This is a genomic window from Psychrobacter sp. Pi2-1, assembly GCF_904846645.1.
In the GTDB taxonomy this organism is placed as follows: domain Bacteria; phylum Pseudomonadota; class Gammaproteobacteria; order Pseudomonadales; family Moraxellaceae; genus Psychrobacter.
The window spans coordinates 139,923-160,556 of sequence record NZ_CAJHBO010000003.1; the positions used below are offsets into that span (position 1 = coordinate 139,923).

The 20,634-nt window shown below is 43.5% G+C and carries 18 protein-coding genes and 1 tRNA gene; 15 read left to right on the plus strand and 4 right to left on the minus strand.

All coding sequences use genetic code 11. From position 1 onward, the window contains the following. Positions 1 to 141: 141 nt before the first annotated feature. The 5 genes from rarD (JMX91_RS03525) to JMX91_RS03545 all read left to right on the plus strand — a co-directional run bounded on the left by rarD (JMX91_RS03525) (position 142) and on the right by JMX91_RS03545 (position 4,997). The gene (rarD, locus tag JMX91_RS03525; RefSeq protein WP_201547687.1) at positions 142 to 1,212 is read left to right on the plus strand and encodes an EamA family transporter RarD; all 1,071 of its coding nucleotides are present in this window, start codon (positions 142 to 144) and stop codon (positions 1,210 to 1,212) included. A 240-nt stretch (positions 1,213 to 1,452) separates the two neighbouring features. Then, on the plus strand, positions 1,453 to 2,523 hold the full coding sequence (gene rarD / locus JMX91_RS03530) for an EamA family transporter RarD (RefSeq protein ID WP_201547688.1): 1,071 nt from the start codon (positions 1,453 to 1,455) through the stop codon (positions 2,521 to 2,523). A gap of 243 nt (positions 2,524 to 2,766) precedes the next feature. Next, positions 2,767 to 3,435: a glutathione S-transferase gene (locus tag JMX91_RS03535; protein ID WP_201547689.1), complete on the plus strand. Its 669-nt coding sequence runs from the start codon at positions 2,767 to 2,769 to the stop codon at positions 3,433 to 3,435. 189 nt (positions 3,436 to 3,624) lie between these two features. Further along, positions 3,625 to 3,822, plus strand: a complete 198-nt coding sequence (locus JMX91_RS03540) for a hypothetical protein (protein WP_227679251.1) — start codon at positions 3,625 to 3,627, stop codon at positions 3,820 to 3,822. A 32-nt stretch (positions 3,823 to 3,854) separates the two neighbouring features. Then, positions 3,855 to 4,997 carry a ribonuclease Z gene (locus JMX91_RS03545; RefSeq protein WP_201547690.1) on the plus strand — a complete coding sequence of 381 codons (1,143 nt, stop codon included), beginning with the start codon at positions 3,855 to 3,857 and terminating at the stop codon, positions 4,995 to 4,997. Positions 4,998 to 5,037: 40 nt separating this feature from the next. Here JMX91_RS03545 and JMX91_RS03550 read toward each other — a convergent pair whose 3' ends face one another. Beyond that, the gene (locus JMX91_RS03550) at positions 5,038 to 6,009 is read right to left on the minus strand and encodes an ATP-binding protein (RefSeq protein ID WP_201547691.1); all 972 of its coding nucleotides are present in this window, start codon (positions 6,007 to 6,009) and stop codon (positions 5,038 to 5,040) included. Between the two features lie 192 nt (positions 6,010 to 6,201). Here JMX91_RS03550 and JMX91_RS03555 point away from each other — a divergent pair, with 192 nt between their 5' ends. From JMX91_RS03555 to JMX91_RS03565, 3 genes are all read left to right on the plus strand, one after another. After that, a complete protein-coding gene (locus JMX91_RS03555; protein WP_201547692.1) occupies positions 6,202 to 7,242 on the plus strand; it encodes a serine/threonine protein kinase in 1,041 nt (346 codons plus the stop codon). Positions 7,243 to 7,409: 167 nt separating this feature from the next. Further along, positions 7,410 to 7,970 (plus strand): DJ-1/PfpI family protein, encoded by a 561-nt coding sequence (locus tag JMX91_RS03560; protein ID WP_290176998.1) that lies wholly within the window; start codon positions 7,410 to 7,412, stop codon positions 7,968 to 7,970. 57 nt (positions 7,971 to 8,027) lie between these two features. After that, a complete protein-coding gene (locus JMX91_RS03565; RefSeq protein WP_201547694.1) occupies positions 8,028 to 8,426 on the plus strand; it encodes a ribbon-helix-helix domain-containing protein in 399 nt (132 codons plus the stop codon). 213 nt (positions 8,427 to 8,639) lie between these two features. On the opposite strand, the gene JMX91_RS03570 is transcribed toward JMX91_RS03565, so the two are convergent. The 3 genes from JMX91_RS03570 to JMX91_RS03580 all read right to left on the minus strand — a co-directional run bounded on the left by JMX91_RS03570 (position 8,640) and on the right by JMX91_RS03580 (position 12,178). Beyond that, positions 8,640 to 8,724 (minus strand) — tRNA-Leu (locus tag JMX91_RS03570). Between the two features lie 208 nt (positions 8,725 to 8,932). Further along, complete coding sequence (locus JMX91_RS03575; protein ID WP_201547695.1) at positions 8,933 to 10,714, minus strand: sigma 54-interacting transcriptional regulator; 1,782 nt, start codon at positions 10,712 to 10,714, stop codon at positions 8,933 to 8,935. 99 nt (positions 10,715 to 10,813) lie between these two features. Next, on the minus strand, positions 10,814 to 12,178 hold the full coding sequence (locus JMX91_RS03580) for a two-component system sensor histidine kinase NtrB (RefSeq protein ID WP_201547696.1): 1,365 nt from the start codon (positions 12,176 to 12,178) through the stop codon (positions 10,814 to 10,816). Between the two features lie 135 nt (positions 12,179 to 12,313). Here JMX91_RS03580 and rimO point away from each other — a divergent pair, with 135 nt between their 5' ends. From rimO to rseP, 7 genes are all read left to right on the plus strand, one after another. After that, the gene (gene rimO / locus JMX91_RS03585; RefSeq protein ID WP_201547697.1) at positions 12,314 to 13,900 is read left to right on the plus strand and encodes a 30S ribosomal protein S12 methylthiotransferase RimO; all 1,587 of its coding nucleotides are present in this window, start codon (positions 12,314 to 12,316) and stop codon (positions 13,898 to 13,900) included. A 172-nt stretch (positions 13,901 to 14,072) separates the two neighbouring features. Beyond that, a complete protein-coding gene (gene pyrH / locus JMX91_RS03590; RefSeq protein ID WP_057759121.1) occupies positions 14,073 to 14,798 on the plus strand; it encodes a UMP kinase in 726 nt (241 codons plus the stop codon). 112 nt (positions 14,799 to 14,910) lie between these two features. Continuing rightward, entirely contained in the window at positions 14,911 to 15,465 is a 555-nt protein-coding gene (frr, locus tag JMX91_RS03595; RefSeq protein ID WP_057759123.1) for a ribosome recycling factor, read from the plus strand. 383 nt (positions 15,466 to 15,848) lie between these two features. Beyond that, on the plus strand, positions 15,849 to 16,607 hold the full coding sequence (gene uppS / locus JMX91_RS03600; protein WP_201547698.1) for a polyprenyl diphosphate synthase: 759 nt from the start codon (positions 15,849 to 15,851) through the stop codon (positions 16,605 to 16,607). Positions 16,608 to 16,796: 189 nt separating this feature from the next. Beyond that, positions 16,797 to 17,606, plus strand: a complete 810-nt coding sequence (locus JMX91_RS03605) for a phosphatidate cytidylyltransferase (protein WP_201547699.1) — start codon at positions 16,797 to 16,799, stop codon at positions 17,604 to 17,606. A 179-nt stretch (positions 17,607 to 17,785) separates the two neighbouring features. After that, the gene (ispC, locus tag JMX91_RS03610) at positions 17,786 to 18,994 is read left to right on the plus strand and encodes a 1-deoxy-D-xylulose-5-phosphate reductoisomerase (protein WP_201547700.1); all 1,209 of its coding nucleotides are present in this window, start codon (positions 17,786 to 17,788) and stop codon (positions 18,992 to 18,994) included. Positions 18,995 to 19,090: 96 nt separating this feature from the next. Further along, complete coding sequence (gene rseP, locus JMX91_RS03615; RefSeq protein ID WP_201547701.1) at positions 19,091 to 20,467, plus strand: RIP metalloprotease RseP; 1,377 nt, start codon at positions 19,091 to 19,093, stop codon at positions 20,465 to 20,467. Positions 20,468 to 20,634: the final 167 nt, after the last annotated feature.

A 20,634-nucleotide genomic window follows, 5' to 3' on the forward strand; every position in this document is an offset into this window, starting at 1 on the left:
TCTTGGTAATTAGCTTTTGAGTCTAGTCTCTTAGCATTTTTCTAGAAAAAAGCCTCTGACGTTATCGTCGGAGGCTTTTGTTTTTTTAACTCTCATTTTTTCAATATTGTAAATAAGGTTCTATTTTTTAAGGCTGTTGTTATGCTTACGACCAATCAAACTTTTCAGGGAACGGTTGCTTCGGTATCATCGAGCTTTTTATTCTCGATGATGTTTTTGTTTGGACTGTTTATGCTGCCCTTAACAGGGACGCAGGTAGCATCATGGCGTGTGCTCATGATGTTGCTCAGTTTGGTGATATTGGTCAGTTTGACTAAGCAGTGGCAACGTGTTTTTGATTATATAAAGACACTAAAGACACCAAAAGAATGGCTAATATTTATACTACCTGCGCCAATCCTAGGTGGACAGATTTGGTTGTTTATGTGGGCGCCGGTCAATGGGTTTGGTCTCGATGTCACGTTGGGTTATTTCTTATTGCCGCTAGTGATGATTGTGCTTGGTCGATTCTTTTACCATGAGCACATGAGTACTTTGCAGTATGTGGCGGCGATATTTGCAGCGTTAGGTATTGGCTATGATGTGTTTCAATATGGTTCGGTGTCTTGGGTGACGCTGTTTGTGTGTCTGGGTTATCCGCCGTATTATCTACTTCGGCGTACCCTCTCTGTACCACCCATTACAGGCTTACTGTTTGATTTGGCATTATTGACACCCGTGGTGCTCATCGTACTCTACATGACAGGTGGTTTTAGTGTGGCAGCACAGAACATAAAATTTTGGTATCTACTGCCGCTGCTGGGTGCTTTTAGTGCGATGGCAATGTCACTGACGATGGTCGCGAGTAGTAAGTTGCCAGTGTCACTATTTGGTGCACTAAGCTATATAGAGCCGATGCTATTGTTTGTGTTGTCCATTACGGTTTTGAGCCAAAGCCTTGAAGAAGGTGGTTCGCTCTTTATGTACGGTATGATTACGCTTGCACTAGTGGTCATGATGGCTGATAGTGTGGCAGGGTATCTGGCTCGTCGCCGAGATGATCATCTTCATGGATATAGAGAGCCGCAGGTAGGAGGCTTCCCGCCACGTCGTCATTTTATCAATCAGCGTATCGATGGCGTACTAAAAGCCCATCGTTTTCGCAAGATTCGTCACTACCAAAAAAAGATGAATAAGATACAGCAAAAAATCGAAAAACTTGATGCAAAATAATCATTTATCTGCATTAAATTTACTCAATGTAGAAGTTAATCTACTAGATGCATGCTGGCATTGCTTATCTATTCTGACTTTGACATAATGCGCCCCATGATGTAAGCCTAATACATCAAAAGCGTTCAACTTAGATTGCGCGACGACCTTATATGCAAAAGCCTCAGACGTTCTCGTCTGAGGCTTTTGTTTTTTTTAAAAATTGCCAAGGATGTGCCCCAATCTCTAAAGGCTGTTGTGATGTTGACTACTAACCAAACCTCGCAGGGTACGATCACTGCGGTGGCTGCAAACTTTTTATACTCTTTGCTGTTCTTATTTGGTTTGCTACTGCAACCCTTATCAGGTACGCAAGTCGCTTCGTGGCGCGTGTTGACAATGTTTTTTAGTCTAGTACTGCTGGTCAGCGTACTAAAGCAATGGCAGCACATTTTTGATTATCTAAAAACCTTAAAAAACGCAAAAGAGTGGCTGTTGTTTATATTACCCACTCCGATTTTGGGTGCGCAGATCTGGATGTTTACGTGGGCGCCAGTCAATGGTTTGGGGCTTGAGGTGACATTGGGTTACTTTTTATACCCAATGATCATGATCGTGATTGGACGCTTCTTTTATAATGAAAACATGAGCCTACTACAGTGGGTGGCTATTATATGCGCAGGCCTCGGTATCGCTTACGATATCTTTGCATATGGTGCAATCTCTTGGGCGACGTTGTTTGTGTGTTTGGGTTATCCGCCATACTATCTATTGCGTCGCAAACTGGCTGTACCGCCTATTACTGGTTTGATCTCTGATCTTGTATTGCTGCTGCCAGTCGTACTGATTGTGCTGTATATGAATGGTGGTTTTGAGATGGCAATCACCAACCATAAGCTTTGGTACCTGCTGCCATTATTAGGCATCATTAGCACGGCAGCGATGTCACTGACGATGGTCGCGAGTCAAAAGCTACCTGTCTCGCTGTTTGGGACTTTATGCTACCTTGAGCCAGTATTTTTATTTATATTCTCGATTGCAATTTTGGACCGTAACTTACACGAAGGCGGTTCTATCCTGATGTATAGCATGATTTTTGTCGCATTGCTTATTATGATTGCGGATAGTGCCCTTGGCTATCTGGCGCGCAAACGTGACAATCGCTTACACGGTTACAATGAGCCACAAGTGGGTAGTTTTCCGCCGCGTCGTCGTCTCAAAAACCGCCGTATCAAAGGCGTGCTGATTGCGCATCGATTCCGTCAAATTAAAAAGTATCAGCAAAAAATAGATAAGATGACGCGCAAGATTGAAGCGCTAAATTTATCATAATGCTAATGAGTGTAGCGCCATAGTCGTTAATACAGCTGACTTGGCAGGCGATATTTTTTGCCATTACTCTACAAACTTGCTGTGTCAAAGGGGATTAAATTACGCTATTATCGAGGAAGATGCTGCTGCGCTTAATTAAGAGCGTTGCATCAGGTTTAAGAGATTATGTTTAAGAGGCTGTCTCTAAGAACGTATCTCTTAAACTTAGGGCTGACCCAAAACAATATATGACTAGGACGGTTTATGTTACATCTTCATCATTTAGAAAACTCACGCTCGTTTCGTATCATTTGGCTATTAGAAGAGCTAAACGCTGATTATCAATTGACTTGCTATGAGCGCAATAAAGCATACCGCGCCCCTGATAGTCTAAAAAAAGTGCATCCAATCGGTAGTGCGCCAATGCTAGAAGTAGACGATCGCGTATTGCTTGAATCAGGATTCATTATTGAGTATTTGATTAAGCACTATGACAAAGAAAAACAGTTCAAGCCTGACGATAGCAATGAAGCGGCGTGGGAAGCCTATACGTTTTGGCTGCATTTTGCAGAAGCCTCGTTGATGCCGTTGTTGGTTATGCGTCTGGTATTTACAAAGGTTGTGAGTCAATCGCCTATGCTGGTCAAACCTATTAGCAAAAAAATCCAAGGTCAGGTCGAAAAGAACATGATCGGAAATGGTTTGGACAAAATGCTGAACATGATGGAACAACATTTGAGCAAAAATCATTGGTTTGCAGGTAGTGAGTTTAGTGCCGCTGATATTCAGATGCACCTTGCGGTTGTAGGCGCAAATGCGGGCACAGGTCTCAATAAGAGCAAATATGCCAATATCTTAACGTGGTTGCAGCGCTGTGAAGAACGAGATGCCTTTAAGCGCGCCGAAGAAAAAGGCGGTCGTCTTAATTTTTAGATGATGCTGGTATGACCAATAAACACTGCTCAGTACTTGGCTTATTACTCGAGTGGATATTTAGATAAAAGGTTTTGTTTATTTTTAAGCAAAGCCTTTTTTAGGATAAAATAATGACAGATTCCAATAGACCGAATCATACAGATCTAACTAAAAATATCAAACCCAACCAGCCATTAGGAACAGAATATGCAAGATAGACAAGCTATCGATAGCCAACAGGTATCTATCAAGGCATGGTCCCAAAAGCTACTGGTTGTCATCCTATGTGCCGCCAGTTTTTATGGTGGTTGGAAGTCTTATGAGTCCAACATGGTCAATGAATGCACGGCTAATGGGGGGCAAATGATTGAGGCTCAACGAACCATGATATGTCAGCGGTCATAATAAATACCTCTGATAAATAAAAGGCATCATCTATGCTAAAGCTAACCTTTTTGGGAACCTCTGCCGGTGCACCAACCAAACAGCGTAACGTAACTGCGTTGGCAGTTGAGTGCTTGAGTATTCATAGTTCTGGTTCGCAGCAGCAAGGCAAGCCGAAGCACAGTAGCAATCAAAATAAGAAATCACGTCCTTGGCTACTCATTGATTGCGGTGAAGGTACACAGAAGCAACTGCTACATACCAAGCTGTCTTTACGACAACTGACTGCTATCTGTATCACTCATGTACATGGTGATCACTGCTATGGTCTACCTGGATTGCTGGCGAGTGCTGCGATGTCAGGACGCCGTGATGCGCTGACTTTGATTGCACCAAAAGCGACTGCCAAATTACTTGAAGCTATTACCGCCACTACAGAGCTGTATCTACCTTTCGCTCTCGATTTTATAGCGATTGAAGAGGTGTTAGCTGAGCAAGGTGATACGAACAAGGTCAGTATTAGCTTAAATGACCAACATCAGCTTGATATTGACATCACGCGGCTATCACATCGGGTTGCTTCTCATGCCTTTGGTATTACTCAGACTATTAGCCGCCGCATCCTTAATACAGATAAGCTTGTGGCAGATGGTATTCCAGCAAGTGCGCTGTGGGGTAAATTGCAGCAAGGCGAAGATGTCACGACTGAGGATAATAGACAATTGCACTCAGTAGACTATGTTGATGAGGAAATACAGCGGACGCGAATAGTGGTGGCAGGAGACAATGATACGCCAAATTTGTTAAGCGAAGCCGTTGTCGATGCGGATTTATTGGTGCATGAAGCTACTTATACGCATGAGGTCATGATGGCTATTCAAGCCAGAAACCCTGACTATGACCCAATGCATAGCAGTGCGCATGTGGTGGGCACATTCGCGCAAAAGATGAACCTGAAAAATATAATTTTGACCCACTTTAGCGCTCGCTATCAGAACTTTGATAATCTAGATAGCGAAACGCCAAATATGGCATATATTCGTTTAGATGCTGAGAGCGTCTACAAAGGCAATCTCTGGTTAGCAATAGATTTTGACCAATATATGGTTGATGGTGCAGTTGAGTCGGTAAGCAATCAAGAGGGCAGTCAAGAAGAAAATCGCGTGCAGTATATAGGCTCTGCACGCAGTGATTAGACATGGCTAAGCTTAGATATGATTTAGCGTTAAATATGACCTAGCGCTTACTGTCTTCGATAGCCAATTGTGTTTCACCACTCCAAAAGCGGCTGAACTGGTAAGCAACTCGTCCTGAGCGACCACCACGTTCTGAGGCCCAACGTAGCGCATCCTTTCTGATCTTATCAGGCATAGAATGACTTGCTAAAATGTCCTTAGCATCATTATCCACATCAGCGGAGATTTTTTGCTGCTCTAAATTCAGATAATGCTGAACGATTTGCAGATAAGTCTGCTGATCCATAGGATGGAAGGTGAGGGACAAACCGAATCGATCTGATAATGATACGGTTTCATCAATGGCCTCATAGGGATTGACTTCATCCGTCTGCCCATTATAGATATCGACATTGTCTTTCATCATCTGCGGTAGCAAGCGACGGCGATTACTGGTGGCGTAGACCAGTAGTTTGTCTTGCTCAGAGTCTAGCGAGCCATCGAGCACGCTCTTTAGCGCACGATAGCTTTCGTCTTGACCATTAAAAGCGAGGTCATCACAGTATACGATATAGCGGCAATGACAATCTGCTGGTAGGGCATTAATGGCAGCACGAATCTTATCCAATACTTGCAGGTCATCGCGGGCCACTTCAATAATACGCAAGCCTTCACTATGATGGGCTTGTAGCAAAGCGCGAATCAATGATGACTTACCGGCACCGCGTGTCCCTGACATTAATACATGGTTGGCAGGATAACCTTTAATAAACTGGCGGGTATTTTGTACCAGTTTCGACTTTTGCGTATCGATACCATGCAAATCATCTAAGCTCAAAAATAGATTGACTGACAAAGGTTGCAGGTGACCAGTGCGTCCACCGACCCAGCGATAAGCAAGCTGGCTCGGGTCAATTTCAATAGTTGGTGTGACTCGCTCTTGTAAGTACTGACTGAGTAAGTCTAACAAAGGTGCGGGTAGGGTATAAGTGGGTTGATCAGATGGCGTGGTCGGGATAGTTGGTTGGGACATAGTGGCTCTAGCAATTAAGGTTGTCTTTAATACCATACCCAAAAATACAATTAACGCTGCTAAAATTTTAGTGCCTACAATCTTAGTATCTATTAAGCGTAGTACTTGTAACCATTATTCGCGTTATTATTATCTTTGGAAATGATACGAATGGGAAGGCTGTAATCTCACTATATTATGAGAAACAATACCATGGAAAATAGTGCCAGTAATCCGTCTATTACGCAAGCCTTGCAAGCGCAGGCGATGCAGCTATTGCCCATTATTTCCCAAGAACTGGACGCACAATGTTTTAGGCAGATAGTGCATCAACGTATTGCTCAGCAAAGCACAGAACAAACGCAAGATGAGCATGTGCAAGTTGTTAAAACACAAGGTATCGACAAGACTTACTTCCAAGGACTAACACGTGCCCAGCATCCGCAATTTGGTAGCGTGATGATTAAGTGGCAGTTGAGTGATGGCGCTTATCCTATCGCTTCTGATTTAACTCATGAAGCGGATATTTTAGCTGCTGTAAATGCTTCATCGAAAATCAAAAATAACGCTATCGCACCGCCGCTATTGGCTCATCATTGCGTGGACGTTCAAATACTAGAGCAGTTGCAACACCTAGTTATAGTAGTCACACCTTATTACCCTAATGGTAGCTTGGCGAGTCAGCTGACCGCTTCAAAACACCTGTCACTAATAGCGTCACAAAAGCATCATTTCATCATGAAGTCTGCACACTTGATAGCCAATTTGCATCAGGCTGGCTGGTTACATAATGATATTAAGCCCAGTAATATCTTGATTAAAGGTGCTCACGATGAATGGCCAGCAGATACCATGAGTAATAGTCTGATTCCTAGACTATTACTCACTGATTTTGCTTTAGCACAACGTATGACGGTGGCTAATAGCCAACCAAATCCTGCTGGCACACCAGCGTATCTCGCACCTGAGCGTTGGCAAGGTCAGAGTGCAACTATACAGAGTGATATCTACGCGTTTGGCGTAATGATGGTTGAGATACTAACAGGCAAGCGCCCGTTTCAGCTAAGCGCCAATAGCAATGATAAATTAAGAGTGTGGGCGATTCAGCATTGCCAACAACCTATTCCAACGTTGTCAGCAGAATATAGTCACTATCAATGTATTGTTGACAAAGCATTGACGAAGCGGGAAGAGAGACGGTATCAGGAGATGGATAAGATATTGATAGATTTAAAGTTATTAGAAAATAGCTGAATTTATTATTTTATTTTAAAAAGTGATTGTTTGTAGTATTCACATATTACCTAGTCGTTGTTTTTTATGTTTGAATGGATATTCAGGCTCATTTTAAGCGAAGTCGCTATAAACTAATTTGGGTTTCCGTATTTCATTACAGTGTTTTATTACAATACAGTGAGAATATCATGGCTAAAGTACTTATCATAACCGGTGATTTTGTTGAAGACTATGAAAACATGGTTCCGTTCCAAGCACTACTAGCGATGGGACATGAGGTTGATGCGGTCTGCCCAGATAAAGTGGCAGGTGATAGCATTGCTACCTCAATACACGACTTTGAAGGTGATCAAACTTATACCGAAAAACGCGGTCATAACTTTGTTCTTAATGCCTCTTTTGCTGATATCAATGTAGAAGATTACGATGCCTTGTATTTGCCAGGTGGACGTGCGCCAGAATACTTGCGCTTGAATGCTAAGGTCATTGCAATGATTCAGCATTTCGCAAATACTGATAAACCGATTGCCTCAGTTTGCCATGGGCCACAAATGCTGACAGCTGCTGGCGTACTAAAAGGTAAAAAAGTATCTGCTTATCCTGCGTGTCAGCCAGAAATAGAAATGGCTGGCGCTGAGTATATCAAGTTACCTATGGATGGCGCCATTACAGATGGCCAACTGGTAACGGCACCTGCATGGCCTGCCCACCCAGCGATGCTAAAGCAGTTTATTGCCTTGCTATAAGCATTAATTCGGGTCTGTTGAACGTTCAATAGACCCCAGTATCGAGAGAGAATATATATGTGCCAACTTTTTATTAGTGCTGACGATAGCTTGTGGAGCTCTAAAACCAAATCGCTTCGAATTCAGGGAGTTGTCACCTCAATTCGTTTAGAAGTGTTTTTTTGGGATATATTAGAAGAGTTGTCATTTCGTGATCAAATGACGGTTAATCAACTGATCACTAAGCTATACCTTGAATCTCTCGATGCTGATCATGATATTGGCAATTTCACCTCTTTTTTAAGAGTTTGTTGTTCTCGTTATTTATCCTTAATAGCAGATGGCGATCTTTCTCGCGAAACAAGATTGTCTTTAGAAAAAGTCGATGCAAAACATATCATTCAACGTGAAACCCTTCGTAAAAATCAACGTAGTGCATTATTCAATGACAGTGAGGGAAACCTTTCTATTAATTAGGTATGCCTATGGCAAGTGCATGCAAATATTGGCAAAGCGGGTAGAGAGGTGCTATAAAAGTACGGATGAGGTGCTGAAGGATTTAGAAAGGGTAGAAAAGTAGATTAATGCTCTTGATAAGATATTTTATAGTTCTAACACCAAATTCCAGACACAAAAAAACCTGCTAAAAAGCAGGTTTTGATATTTGGTCTAAGATGTACTATCCGAAAATGGTGGGGCTGGAGAGACTCGAACTCTCACACCTTGCGGCGCCAGAACCTAAATCTGGTGCGTCTACCAATTCCGCCACAGCCCCATTTTCGTTACTCTATCATCAAAAGCGATTAAACTCAAACGCTATCTAGACAGTTAACTGATTCGGTAGTGCGTCTCAGTGGTTGGCTATTATATAGAGTTTTAATTGTTTGGCAACCCCTATTTGCAATTATTTATCATTTATTTTCGATATTAATTTTAAGTAATTGATATTAATAATAATTTATTATCGTATTTTATGCGTTTCTTTATTCTTTAGTTGGTACTCTAGGGGCAGAAATATCCAACTGCTGCAATTTGCGCGTCAGAGTATTGCGTCCCCAACCAAGTAAGCTCGCTGCCTCTATCTTTTTGCCGCCGCTATGATTGAGTGCTGCTGTTAATAAAACACGCTCAAACTCAGGGGTTGCTGTTTGCAGAATATCAGTTTCACCCGTGCTTAGCGACTGCTCAGCCCAATCAGCCAATGCTTGCTGCCAACTCTGGTTTTTAGGCAACTGGCTACTTTGATTATTTTGATGACTGTTTAACGCACTATCGTTTAATATATCGCCATTTTGTACCAAATGCTTTTGAGTCTCTTGTTCTGCTGCGCCGTGCTCTTCATAAAGCACCGTATTAGGTGAGATGTTTTCAAGTAGCTCTGGTGGCAGATCTGTCGCCATCACCGTATCACCAGTGGCCATCACGGTTAGCCACAAGCAGACGTTTTCTAATTGACGCACGTTACCACGCCAGTCAAACGTCTGCATAATTTGCAATGCGGCAGGATGGAGATGCTTCGGGGTAGTACTCATTTGCTCTGCGGCAGACTGCATAAAGTAGAGGGCTAATGCAGGAATGTCTTCAGGGCGTGTACGTAGTGGTGGTAGGGGTAATCGAATGACATTAAGGCGATAAAACAAATCTTCGCGGAATCGGCTTTGTTTTACCAGCTCTTCTAAGTTTTGGTGGGTGGCTGCGATGATACGCACGTCGACCTTGATTGGCTGCTGACCACCAACACGATAAAACTCACCATTGGCCAGTACGCGTAACAGCCGTGTCTGAGTGCTAAAAGGCATGTCACCGATTTCATCTAAGAATAAAGTACCGCCGTCTGCCTGCTCAAAACGGCCTTGACGCATCGTTGTTGCACCAGTGAACGCGCCTTTTTCATGACCGAATAGCTCAGACTCGATCAAGTCATGTGGTATGGCTGCCATATTGAGGGCAATAAACGGTTGCTGTTTACGCGGGGAGTGTTGATGTAAAGCACTGGCCACCAACTCTTTACCTGTTCCAGACTCTCCAGTGATTAAGACGGAAATGGGAGATTGTGCCAACCTGCCAATAGCACGAAACACCGTTTGCATGGCTGGAGACTGTCCAATGATGCCGCTAGGGTTACCATTACTTTTGTTTTCGGCGGCACCTTTGCTCTTATTGTCTTTGGTTGTCTTACTAGCAGGTGCTACTTTAGGTTTTAGCAAGTTTTCAGTAGACGTGTCAGGCGCTATATTGGTATTGGTTTTATCTGAAAGGGAAACAGTTGTTGTTTCTAAATTAGGCTGGTAATTGATGGCTTTATAAATCGTTGCAACCGCGTCATCTAAGTCAAAAGGCTTGGGCAAGTATTCAAAAGCACCAGTCTGATAGCTATTGATAGCAGAGGTCAGGTCTGAGTGTGCCGTCATAATTACGATTGGCATTTTAGGGAAGTGCTGATGGACCCAGTCGCTAAAAGACAAGCCATCCATCATTGGCATGCGAATATCGGTCAATATAACGTCTGGCAATTGCTCAGCTGACTCTTGCTGTTTTAAAACATCATTAAGGCGAGTCCATGCTGCTTGTGCTTGGGTAAAACTGATAACGTTTAATCCAGCATCTTCAAACGTGTCGGCCAACACCATACGTAGGGCTGCATCGTCATCGATTAACCACAATGTTGCAGGGTGGTCGCTGGGTGCATTATTCACAGTTACTATTTGTGATTGTGTTGATTGATCATCGCTTTTAGGTTGGAGGTCGTCGCTATATTCAGTCATGTATTGGGCCTAATCAGCAATTATTGATGGTAAGTTGGGGATTGGGAGTTGAGCGTTATGAAACTTAGCAGCCTTTAATTCATAAATTCATAATTTGTTTTATGTCTCAGTGATGGGTTGAGTAAATGGCAGGTATAGCGTAAATCGGGTTTGCTTATCCTCTTGCTCTTTTGTCGAGCTCACATCAATCATACCATGATGATGACTGATAATATCTTGGACGATGGATAATCCAAGACCTGTACCGGCTGCACGGCTAGTGACCATTGGGAAAAATATTTGACCAATCAAGGCTGGATCAATACCTGAGCCATTATCAGTAATAGTAATTTGCATCACTTGCTTGTGCTGCTGTCCGACGATTGTATGCTGAAAAGCAACCCGCGTTTGAATATGCAATGTCGGTTGATAATCAGAATTGCCCTCAGTTTGTATGACAGATTGTGGTGATTCTTGAGACTCTGAGATTTTATTCTGTTGCAGCGTTTGTTCGAACTCAGTCATCGATTCACAAGCATTATTAATGAGGTTTAAAAACACTTGAATCAGCTGATCCTTATCTGCGCACAACTCTGGCAATGATAAATCATAATCCCGCTGTAACACTACCTGTGGATACTGATTGGTCACTAAGGTTAAGACATGCTCTAGGGGCTCATGGATATTAAGCGTTTGCCAGTTTGGTAGTTGATTGGAACCCAGAAGCTGCCCAATAAGATGGGTCAATCGATCAGTTTCTGAAATAATAATGTCCGTATAGTTGCGCAGCTTTTGATTCATTTTTTGCAAATCATGCTGCGTGTCAGCGTTGGTGGTTATCAAAGCATTATCAGCGCTAGAGGTGCTAGTAGTAGATGCGTCGCTGAATTTAATGAATTGCCGTTGCAACAGCTGGGCTGCCCCGCGAATACCAGCAAGAGGGTTTTTTATTTCGTGCGCCACCGAGCGTAGCATATGACGGGCCACTGTATACTGCTGTTGTTGGCGCTGCTCCTCAGAGATACGACTTTGACGATCTTTGCCCCACATCTCGATAATAAAATAAGGATGCTGTTCATAGATGACAGGCGTGACGCTATAGTCGACTGACAATGATAAATTACCATTTAGCGGTGTTTTGATAATGTGATCATGGTCGATAAAAGGCTGCTGATAGTTTTGCGCTTGCACAAAGCGCTCGGTCAAAGAGTAAGCTGGCTCGCTTGAAGACTCATTTTCATTTGTATCATTACTATCATTATCTATAGATACCGTATCTTTAGTCTTTAATTCATCAGGTGCTAGCAGTGTCAAGATGGATTGATTGATTAATCTGCCGCTACTAATGGCAAGTAGCTGCTCGGCTTGAGCATTCAACCGCGTGATTGATAGCTCATCGTTGACCCATAAAATAGCGGTGAATAAATGCTGAGATATAAATGCGAGGTCAGGGGTTGTTTTGGCGGTTATAAAATCAGCGTTCATCAGTAGGGCCCAAAAAAGTCAGATGCTTGAGATAATATTTAACCACAAATCAAGACTATAGAGCGGCAAAACTGGTGATTTTTGCAAAAAAAACGTACAATGCGCTCAGCCAATTTATCTCTAGCAAGGTCAGCCATGTCCAAAACTTCTACCGAGTCAGTGAATACGACAGCAACAGCTCCTCTATCTGCCGTAAAAGACACTGCCACTATCTTCAATCCTGCCGCGCCTACCATAGTACAAGCGCAGAGTCAGGCAGATGCCAGTCAAACAGATACTAAACAGCCTTACCATCACAAAGCCAACCACAACCAGAACCGTAGTGTAGCTCAAAGCAGCGATGTTACGACTGCCAACGCCACTGCTACGATGCCAGTTAGTGCAGCGCCAAAGATTGGTTTTGTGTCACTAGGTTGTCCAAAAGCATTGGTGGATAGTGAGCGTATTATCACTGAGCTAAGCCGTGACGGCTATCAAGTAGCCAGTGATTATGACGGTGCTGACTTAGTCGTGGTAAACACTTGCGGCTTTATTGAATCAGCGGTACAAGAGTCGCTTGATGCGATCGGCGAGGCCATTAGCAAAAACGGTAAAGTGATTGTTACTGGTTGCTTAGGTAAAGAAGCGGACAAAATCCGTGAGATGCATCCGGCCGTACTAGCAGTGACGGGCGCGCATGCCTATGACGAAGTGATTACGGCAGTGGCGCAGCACGTGCCTAAGCCAAATCGTAGTCAGAACGCTAACTATGATCCAAAAATAGATTTGATTAATGAAGCGGGTATCAAACTGACCCCAAGCCATTATGCTTATCTAAAAATATCAGAAGGCTGTAATCACCGTTGTACGTTCTGCATTATCCCAAGCTTGCGCGGTGATTTGGTATCGCGCCCGATTGATAATGTAATGAACGAAGCGCTAGCGCTCAAAAAAGCTGGCGTGAAAGAATTACTTATCATCTCGCAAGATACCTCGGCATATGGCCTTGACCTAAAGTATAAGACCAGCTTTTGGAATGGTATGCCGCTCAAGTCTAAGTTTTATGACTTATGCAAAGCATTGAACGATTTGGGCATTTGGGTACGCCTGCATTATGTCTATCCGTATCCACACGTAGACAAAGTCGTTGAGTTGATGGGTGAGAAGAAACTGCTTCCTTATCTGGACATTCCGTTCCAGCATGCCAGTCATCGTATCCTAAAAGCGATGAAACGTCCTGCGCATAGCGAAAACACCTTGGCCCGTATCAAAGCGTGGCGTGATATCTGTCCTGATATCGTGATTCGTTCAACCTTTGTGGTTGGCTTCCCTGGCGAGACAGAAGAAGATTTTCAGTGCTTGCTTGATTGGCTGGTTGAAGCACGCCTCGATCGCGTGGGTGCATTTACTTATTCAGAAGTAGAAGGCGCAGTTGCTAATGACTTGCCTGATCATGTGCCTGAAGACGTCAAGCAGTCTCGCTATGAGCGTTTAATGGCGCTACAGCAAGATATTTCAGCGCAAAAGCTACAAGAAAAAGTCGGCAAAACCTTAACGGTATTGGTCGATGAAATTGATAGCGATGAAAATATTGCTATCTGCCGTAGTTATGCTGATGCACCTGAAATTGATGGTCATGTCTATGTTGATGACATCAACGCTCAAGTTAAAGTAGGGCAGTTCTTAACCGTGACTATCGATGATGCTAGCGAATACGATCTATTCGCCAGTTATCAAGGCTAGATATCCAATAAGATATGCGAGTGAAAATTGCCCAATGGCGGGCAGTTTTTGCTACAATTAGCGCAATTTAGCCTTTTTAATACGCTTAGCTGTAAGTGTGGCGTTGTGGGCAAACTCGATTTGTATTTTACCGATAATTTTCTTTATAATTTCATGATAACAAGGTGACCTCATGTCTGACAAAAACCCGCGTTACGCTCGTATCTTGCTGAAACTCTCCGGTGAAGCCTTAGCTGGTAGTAAAGACATGGGTATTGATACCGAAGTGCTTGATAAAATGAGCTTGTCTATCGCTCACTTGCGTGGACTTGGTGTCCAAGTGGGTATCGTAGTCGGTGGTGGTAATTTATATCGCGGTGCACAGTTACAAAAAGAAGGTCTCGTTGGCCGCGTTACTGGTGATCAGATGGGCATGCTAGCGACCGTTATGAACGGACTGGCAATGCGTGATGCGCTTGAGCGTCGCAATATCAAAACGCGCTTGATGTCAGCGTTACCGATTGGTGAAGTCACCGAAAGCTATAGCAGTCGTAATGCCATTCGTTATCTCAAAAACGGCGAAGTTTGTATCTTTGTTGCAGGTACGGGTAACCCATTCTTTACCACTGACACTGCTGCTTGTTTGCGCGGTATCGAGATCGAAGCTGGTTTGATTTTAAAAGCGACTAAGGTCGATGGCGTTTATGACAAAGATCCGAGCCTACATGATGATGCAGTCAAATATGACGGTCTGACTTTTGATGAAGTACTAGAGCAAAAGCTAGGCGTCATGGATTTAACGGCTATCGCATTATGCCGTGAGCATAACGTACCGCTACAAGTGTTTGACATGACTAAGCCTAATGCATTATTGAATGTCATCATGGGTGAAAATGAAGGCACACGAGTTTTTCATTAATTGATGCGATACTGGCAATTAACGTCAGTAAATAGCTAACGATTAGCAACAAATAATTAATATCCCAATAGCAAATAAAAGATTTGTCGGTAACGATAAATAAGGATACACAATGATTAAAGAGATTAAGCAAGACGGCGAAGCACGCATGCAAAAAACATTGGAAGCGCTTGAAAGCACTTTCAGTAAAGTTCGTACTGGCCGTGCGCATCCAGGTATGTTGTCAGGTGTGATGGTCAGCTACTACGGTTCTGATACACCATTGAACCAAGTAGCAAGCGTGAACGTTGAAGATTCACGTACCTTACTGGTTCAACCGTTTGACCGTACGATGGTGCAAGCAGTAGACAAGGCTATTCGTGAAGCAGATTTGGGTCTAAACCCAATGTCTGCTGATGTGATTCGTGTGCCAATGCCAGCATTGACAGAAGATACTCGTCGCGATATGCAAAAACTTGCACGTGGTGAAGCTGAGAGCAGCCGAGTTTCTATCCGTAATATTCGCCGTGACATGATGAACGATATCAAAGACTTGGCAAAAGAAAAAGAAATCTCAGAAGACGATGAGCGCCGAGCTAGTGATGATATTCAAAAAATCACTGACAAATATATCGAAACAATCGATGCTCGCTTGAGCAAGAAAGAAAGCGATTTGATGGAAGTTTAATACTGATATATTTGGTATTTATAGCAAGAATCAGTTCGGTAGATTATCTGTAATTGAGCAGCCAATACTTTATAGCTATTGGCTGTTTATTATTGTGTAGTCTGATATAGTCAATCCTTTATAAAAGAGCTACAGCGTTAACCTCGCTTAAAGTATCACAGTTACATCTGCACTCGGTTGCTCTGTTTCTTTTTTAAACTGAATCAACTAGCCATATTTAAGGCAAGCCATAAATGTGGTTGATTGAACTGGATTCATCGCATTCTGAGCACTAAAAACTAACGACGCAATTGTGATAAGTTAGTGAATTATATAAATGGCGCTTTTTAATCGCTGTTGCACACGTTATTATTATTTTACCTTAACAATAAGCAAGTTCGCCTATGTCCACTTCAGCCGTTTTGGCGCCCGCTATTCTTCCTCGTCATATCGCCATCATTATGGATGGTAACAATCGCTATGGTAAGGCCAATGATTTGGGCCACGGTCAAGGGCATGTGGCTGGCAAAGACGCGCTCGATCCTATCGTTGAGTATTGTGTCAATACAGGCATTGAAGTGCTGACCGTATTTGCATTTTCTAGTGAAAATTGGCAGAGACCGCCTAGTGAAGTGGCACTGTTGATGCAGCTGCTCACATCGACGATTCATGAGCAAATGCCGCGTATGAATGAGTATCGTATTCGCTTGCGTTTCATCGGTGATCGCAGTCAACTTAGTGAGTCATTACAAACGCTAATGGCTGATGCGGAAGAAAAGACGGCGGATTTTGATGCAATGACGCTGGTGATTGCAATTAGCTACGGTGGACAGTGGGATATCGCAAACGCAGCAAAAGAGCTGGCTCAGCAAGTGCAAGATGGCAAATTAAAAGCTGAAGATGTCAGCGAAGAGCTGTTAGGTAACTACGTACAATTAGCTGATACCCCAGCAGTAGATATGCTGGTACGTACGGGCGGCGAGTATCGTATTTCTAATTTCTTATTGTGGCAATCTGCTTACGCTGAGCTGTTTTTCACTCCTACATTATGGCCAAATTTTGCAGCAGAAGAGCTAGCTTCGATGATCACAGAGTTTGCTAAACGTCAACGCCGCTTTGGCAAAACCAGCGAGCAGGTAGTGGTAGAGCAGCAAGGTCACTGAGCAATGAGTTGATAGATAAGTTTAGTCGGTTCAGTTCAGTTAGTATTGTATAACTGGTCAATAGGGTTGGTTTATGCAATGATAAACGGCTTGAATGAGTATTGAATGCTATCACTAGGCCATCGTTAGTTAGCTGCTATAATGCATTTTTTGACCATCTGTTCTTCATTATTATAAGGCTCGATAAGTATGTGGCAACGAATTAAGACGGCAATTGTTCTCGTTATTATCGTTGGTATTGCAATGTTTGCGAGCCAAACGCCTATTTTATTTGCACCACTGTTGGCCGTTGGGGTCATTATCGCCGCTCATGAGTGGGCCAAATTAATGCCTAAGTGGCGCCAGCCTGCTGTATTTGTTTTGCTAGTGTTGGCGATAACGCTCATATCGCTGATTTTTAAAGTGACATGGCTGTTTTGGTGGGTGGCTTCATTAGCAATATGGTTGATGGCGCTGTCTTGGGTTCGAGTCTTCCCGACACAAACGAGGTGGTACGGCAACCAGCTAGCTCTAATGGGTGTGGTTATTTTGACCGCGTCAATTACCGCAATGTTTTATCTCTGGCAACTGTCGGCATGGTGGCTGCTGTATGTGTTTTTATTAGTATGGTGTGCAGATAGCGGTGCGTATTTCGTTGGACGCAAGCTTGGTCGCCGAAAAATGGCACCAAATGTCTCACCCAATAAGAGCATGGAAGGGTTGGCTGGTGGCCTCGTCACAGGGCTGTTAGTTGTGGTGGCTATTAGCGTCTTTAAATTACAGCTGACCGGTGTACCGTTAATCGCATTTGTAGCGTTATCGGCCATCACTATTCTTGCCTCTGTATTTGGAGATTTGTTTGAGTCAATGCTCAAGCGCCGTGCTGATGTAAAAGATTCAGGCACTATCTTGCCAGGTCACGGTGGTATCCTTGACCGTATCGATTCTCTGTTGTCTGCTACACCGATATTTGCCCTTGGTTTTTGGGCGATACAGCAGCTTGGCTTGATAGTGGTGTAAGTTTATATAGCAGCACTTTTCTATTTGAACCTGTTCTGTAGTCAGTTCACCATAATATTGGTATAAGTCAGCCGAGAGCGAACAATGCATTGGTATGGCAAGCGTGGCTACTAGCATGACAATTTTATAGTTAACAGACAATATTCTATTTTTATTACTTTTAAGTATCATGGGCATTGATGGTTATGACGCAACGCATCGCCGTACTAGGCGCGACAGGCTCGATTGGCGATAGCACTCTAACAATATTAGCGGCGCAACCGCACACCTATGAAGTCTATGCTTTATCAGGCTATCATCGCTTAGATAAGCTATTTGCACTTTGTCAGCAGTTTTTGCCGAAACGCGTCAGTGTGCCGACGTCAGCCGTAGATGATTTTGCTAACAGGCTTAAAGCAGCAGGGATTGCTAGTGATGTCGTAGGGGGCGAGGCAGGATTGGTAGATATTGCCACTGACTCACAAACTGATACGGTTGTAGCGGCGATTGTAGGGGCGGCAGGGTTGCCGTCTACATTGGCAGCAGCCCGTGCAGGTAAGCGTATCTTATTGGCCAACAAAGAAGCCTTAGTCATGGCAGGTAAGGTCATGATTGATGCGGTCAAGACGCATAAAGCCACTTTGCTACCGCTCGACTCTGAACACAATGCCATTTTTCAATGCTTGCCACTCGCTATTCAGCAAGATAATACGCAAATCCATCAGTCAAATCATGGTGTTCGTAAACTATGGTTAACAGCCTCTGGCGGGCCATTTTTGCAGCAGTCGTTTGAGCAAATGCAGCAGGCAAGCGTCGCAGAAGCGGTCAAACACCCGAATTGGTCAATGGGTCAAAAGATATCTGTCGATTCGGCGACGATGATGAATAAGGGGCTTGAGCTGATAGAAGCCTGTCACTTATTTGATTTGCCTGAAGATAAGATAAATGTGGTCATTCATCCACAAAGTATCATTCACTCAATGGTAGAATATAGCGATGGCAGCTTTTTGGCGCAGCTGGGTAGTCCAGACATGAAAACGCCCATTGCGCACGCGCTTAGCTACCCTGATCGCATTGATAGTGGCTCGCAGCCGTTAGACTTATTTGCACTTAGTGGTTTGGAGTTTATTGAGCCTGACTTGCAAAAATTCGCCTGTTTGCGTTTGGCTCGTCAGGCTATGCAAGCAGGGACGCAAGCCACGATTGTGCTCAATGCGGCAAACGAAATTGCAGTGGCGGCGTTCCTCGATGGTAAAATTCGTTTGACGGACATTGCTAATATTAATGAACAGGCTTTAAATGACATGCAGCTGCCACCATTGAACGAAACTGCTGACATAGAAGATATCTTGGCAATCGATAAGATTGCACGCCACTTGACTGATAAGTTGGTAGCAAAGCTGACATAATCGTAGCAAGCGTCTCTGAGCTGATATATGACATTAATAAACGATATTAGCGAAAATGTTAATAAAAATGCTGAGAGACAATACTGAGAAAAAATCATGACGTTTTTACTAACACTTCTTGCCGCCATATTTGTCTTAGGCCCGCTTATTGCCTTACACGAATGGGGGCATTATATTGTGGCGCGGCTTTGCGGTGTCAAAGTGCTAACGTACTCTATCGGTTTTGGCCCTAAAGTTTTTGGTTGGACCAGCAAAAAGAGCGGTATCGACTATCGTATCTCAGCATTGCCACTTGGCGGTTATGTGAAGATGCTGGATGAGCGTGAAGGTAATGTCGCAAAAGATGAGCAGCACCTTGCGTTTAATCGGCAGCATCCGCTCAAGAAAATTGCTATTGTTGCAGCTGGCCCTATCATGAATTTTGTTATCGCTATCGCGCTATTTTGGGTGCTATTTATGACCCCATCTGAGCAGTTGGCGACTAAGATTGGACAGGTACTACCAGATACGCCTGCTGCGATGGCAAAGCTGCCAGTCGGTGATAAGATTGTGGCGATTGATGGGCACGATGTGCAAACATGGGAAGGTATTAACTATCGACTTGCAGGACGTATGGGCGAGACGGATAATGTCAGCATTACCTTGCAGTCAGATGCCCAAACCGATCAGTCGACTAAAACCTATCAAGCACCCGTCACACAGTTTATGCAAGGTGAAGCTCAAGGCAAAGACGCATTGACCAGCTTTGGTATGTTGCCATGGCAGCCGCAGATTGCGCCGATTGTAGGCGGTTTGGCTCCCGATGGTGCCGCTAGCCGCCAAGGTCTAAAGGTTGGCGACCGCATTACTGCTATTAATAATGAGTCAATCGAAGATTGGATTACTGCCACACGTATCATCCGTGATAATCCTGAAACGCTATTGAACTTTACGGTGTTGCGTGATGACAAGCCTGTACAGTTGCAGATTATGCCCCAAGGGAAAAAAGACAACTTGGGTAATGATTACGGACAGATTGGTGCAATGGTGGATCAGACTGAGATTGTTATCCCTGACGATTACAAGACCACTGTGGTCTACGGTCCTAGTGAGTCGTTAGTTAAGTCGTTTGAAAAGACTGAGCAGCTAGCAGTAATGACCGTAAGCTCAATGGGAAAAATGCTGTCAGGTATGATTGGATTAGACAATTTATCAGGGCCAATTACTATTGCTAAAGTCGCCAAGCAAAGCTTTGATATCAGTTGGCAAATGGTATTATCGACAGCGGCGCTGATTAGCTTGAGTCTTGCCGTCTTAAACCTTTTGCCGATTCCAGTATTGGATGGTGGTCATATTGTTTATCACTTTATTGAGTTGATTCGCGGTAAGCCACTGTCTGAAGGTGTGCAAATGGTCGGTCTAAATATCGGTTTACTCTTGCTGGCAGGTTTCATGGTGTTAGCAATTGGTAATGACATCAGCCGGCTATTTTGATCGGCTGATCAGCAATATGGCTGATAAAGCACGATATACTAATGGTTTTACGCCTATTATAGGTTGATTATTGTTATGATAGGCATGCTACTCTGTGTCGCAGCCTCTGTACTAATCGTAATTTTTAGTTTATTTTGTGATGCAATTTATATAAAGTGTTCTGAGTT

Excerpts from the sequence above, each read along its gene's own strand:
- rarD (WP_201547687.1), top strand. The coding sequence starts at position 142 with ATGCTTACGACCAATCAAACTTTTCAGGGAACGGTTGCTTCGGTATCA.
- rarD (WP_201547688.1), top strand. The coding sequence starts at position 1,453 with ATGTTGACTACTAACCAAACCTCGCAGGGTACGATCACTGCGGTGGCT.
- JMX91_RS03535 (WP_201547689.1), top strand. The coding sequence starts at position 2,767 with ATGTTACATCTTCATCATTTAGAAAACTCACGCTCGTTTCGTATCATT.
- JMX91_RS03540 (WP_227679251.1), top strand. The coding sequence starts at position 3,625 with ATGCAAGATAGACAAGCTATCGATAGCCAACAGGTATCTATCAAGGCA.
- JMX91_RS03545 (WP_201547690.1), top strand. The coding sequence starts at position 3,855 with ATGCTAAAGCTAACCTTTTTGGGAACCTCTGCCGGTGCACCAACCAAA.
- JMX91_RS03550 (WP_201547691.1), bottom strand. The coding sequence starts at position 6,009 with ATGTCCCAACCAACTATCCCGACCACGCCATCTGATCAACCCACTTAT.
- JMX91_RS03555 (WP_201547692.1), top strand. The coding sequence starts at position 6,202 with ATGGAAAATAGTGCCAGTAATCCGTCTATTACGCAAGCCTTGCAAGCG.
- JMX91_RS03565 (WP_201547694.1), top strand. The coding sequence starts at position 8,028 with ATGTGCCAACTTTTTATTAGTGCTGACGATAGCTTGTGGAGCTCTAAA.
- JMX91_RS03575 (WP_201547695.1), bottom strand. The coding sequence starts at position 10,714 with ATGACTGAATATAGCGACGACCTCCAACCTAAAAGCGATGATCAATCA.
- JMX91_RS03580 (WP_201547696.1), bottom strand. The coding sequence starts at position 12,178 with ATGAACGCTGATTTTATAACCGCCAAAACAACCCCTGACCTCGCATTT.
- rimO (WP_201547697.1), top strand. The coding sequence starts at position 12,314 with ATGTCCAAAACTTCTACCGAGTCAGTGAATACGACAGCAACAGCTCCT.
- pyrH (WP_057759121.1), top strand. The coding sequence starts at position 14,073 with ATGTCTGACAAAAACCCGCGTTACGCTCGTATCTTGCTGAAACTCTCC.
- frr (WP_057759123.1), top strand. The coding sequence starts at position 14,911 with ATGATTAAAGAGATTAAGCAAGACGGCGAAGCACGCATGCAAAAAACA.
- uppS (WP_201547698.1), top strand. The coding sequence starts at position 15,849 with ATGTCCACTTCAGCCGTTTTGGCGCCCGCTATTCTTCCTCGTCATATC.
- JMX91_RS03605 (WP_201547699.1), top strand. The coding sequence starts at position 16,797 with ATGTGGCAACGAATTAAGACGGCAATTGTTCTCGTTATTATCGTTGGT.
- ispC (WP_201547700.1), top strand. The coding sequence starts at position 17,786 with ATGGTTATGACGCAACGCATCGCCGTACTAGGCGCGACAGGCTCGATT.
- rseP (WP_201547701.1), top strand. The coding sequence starts at position 19,091 with ATGACGTTTTTACTAACACTTCTTGCCGCCATATTTGTCTTAGGCCCG.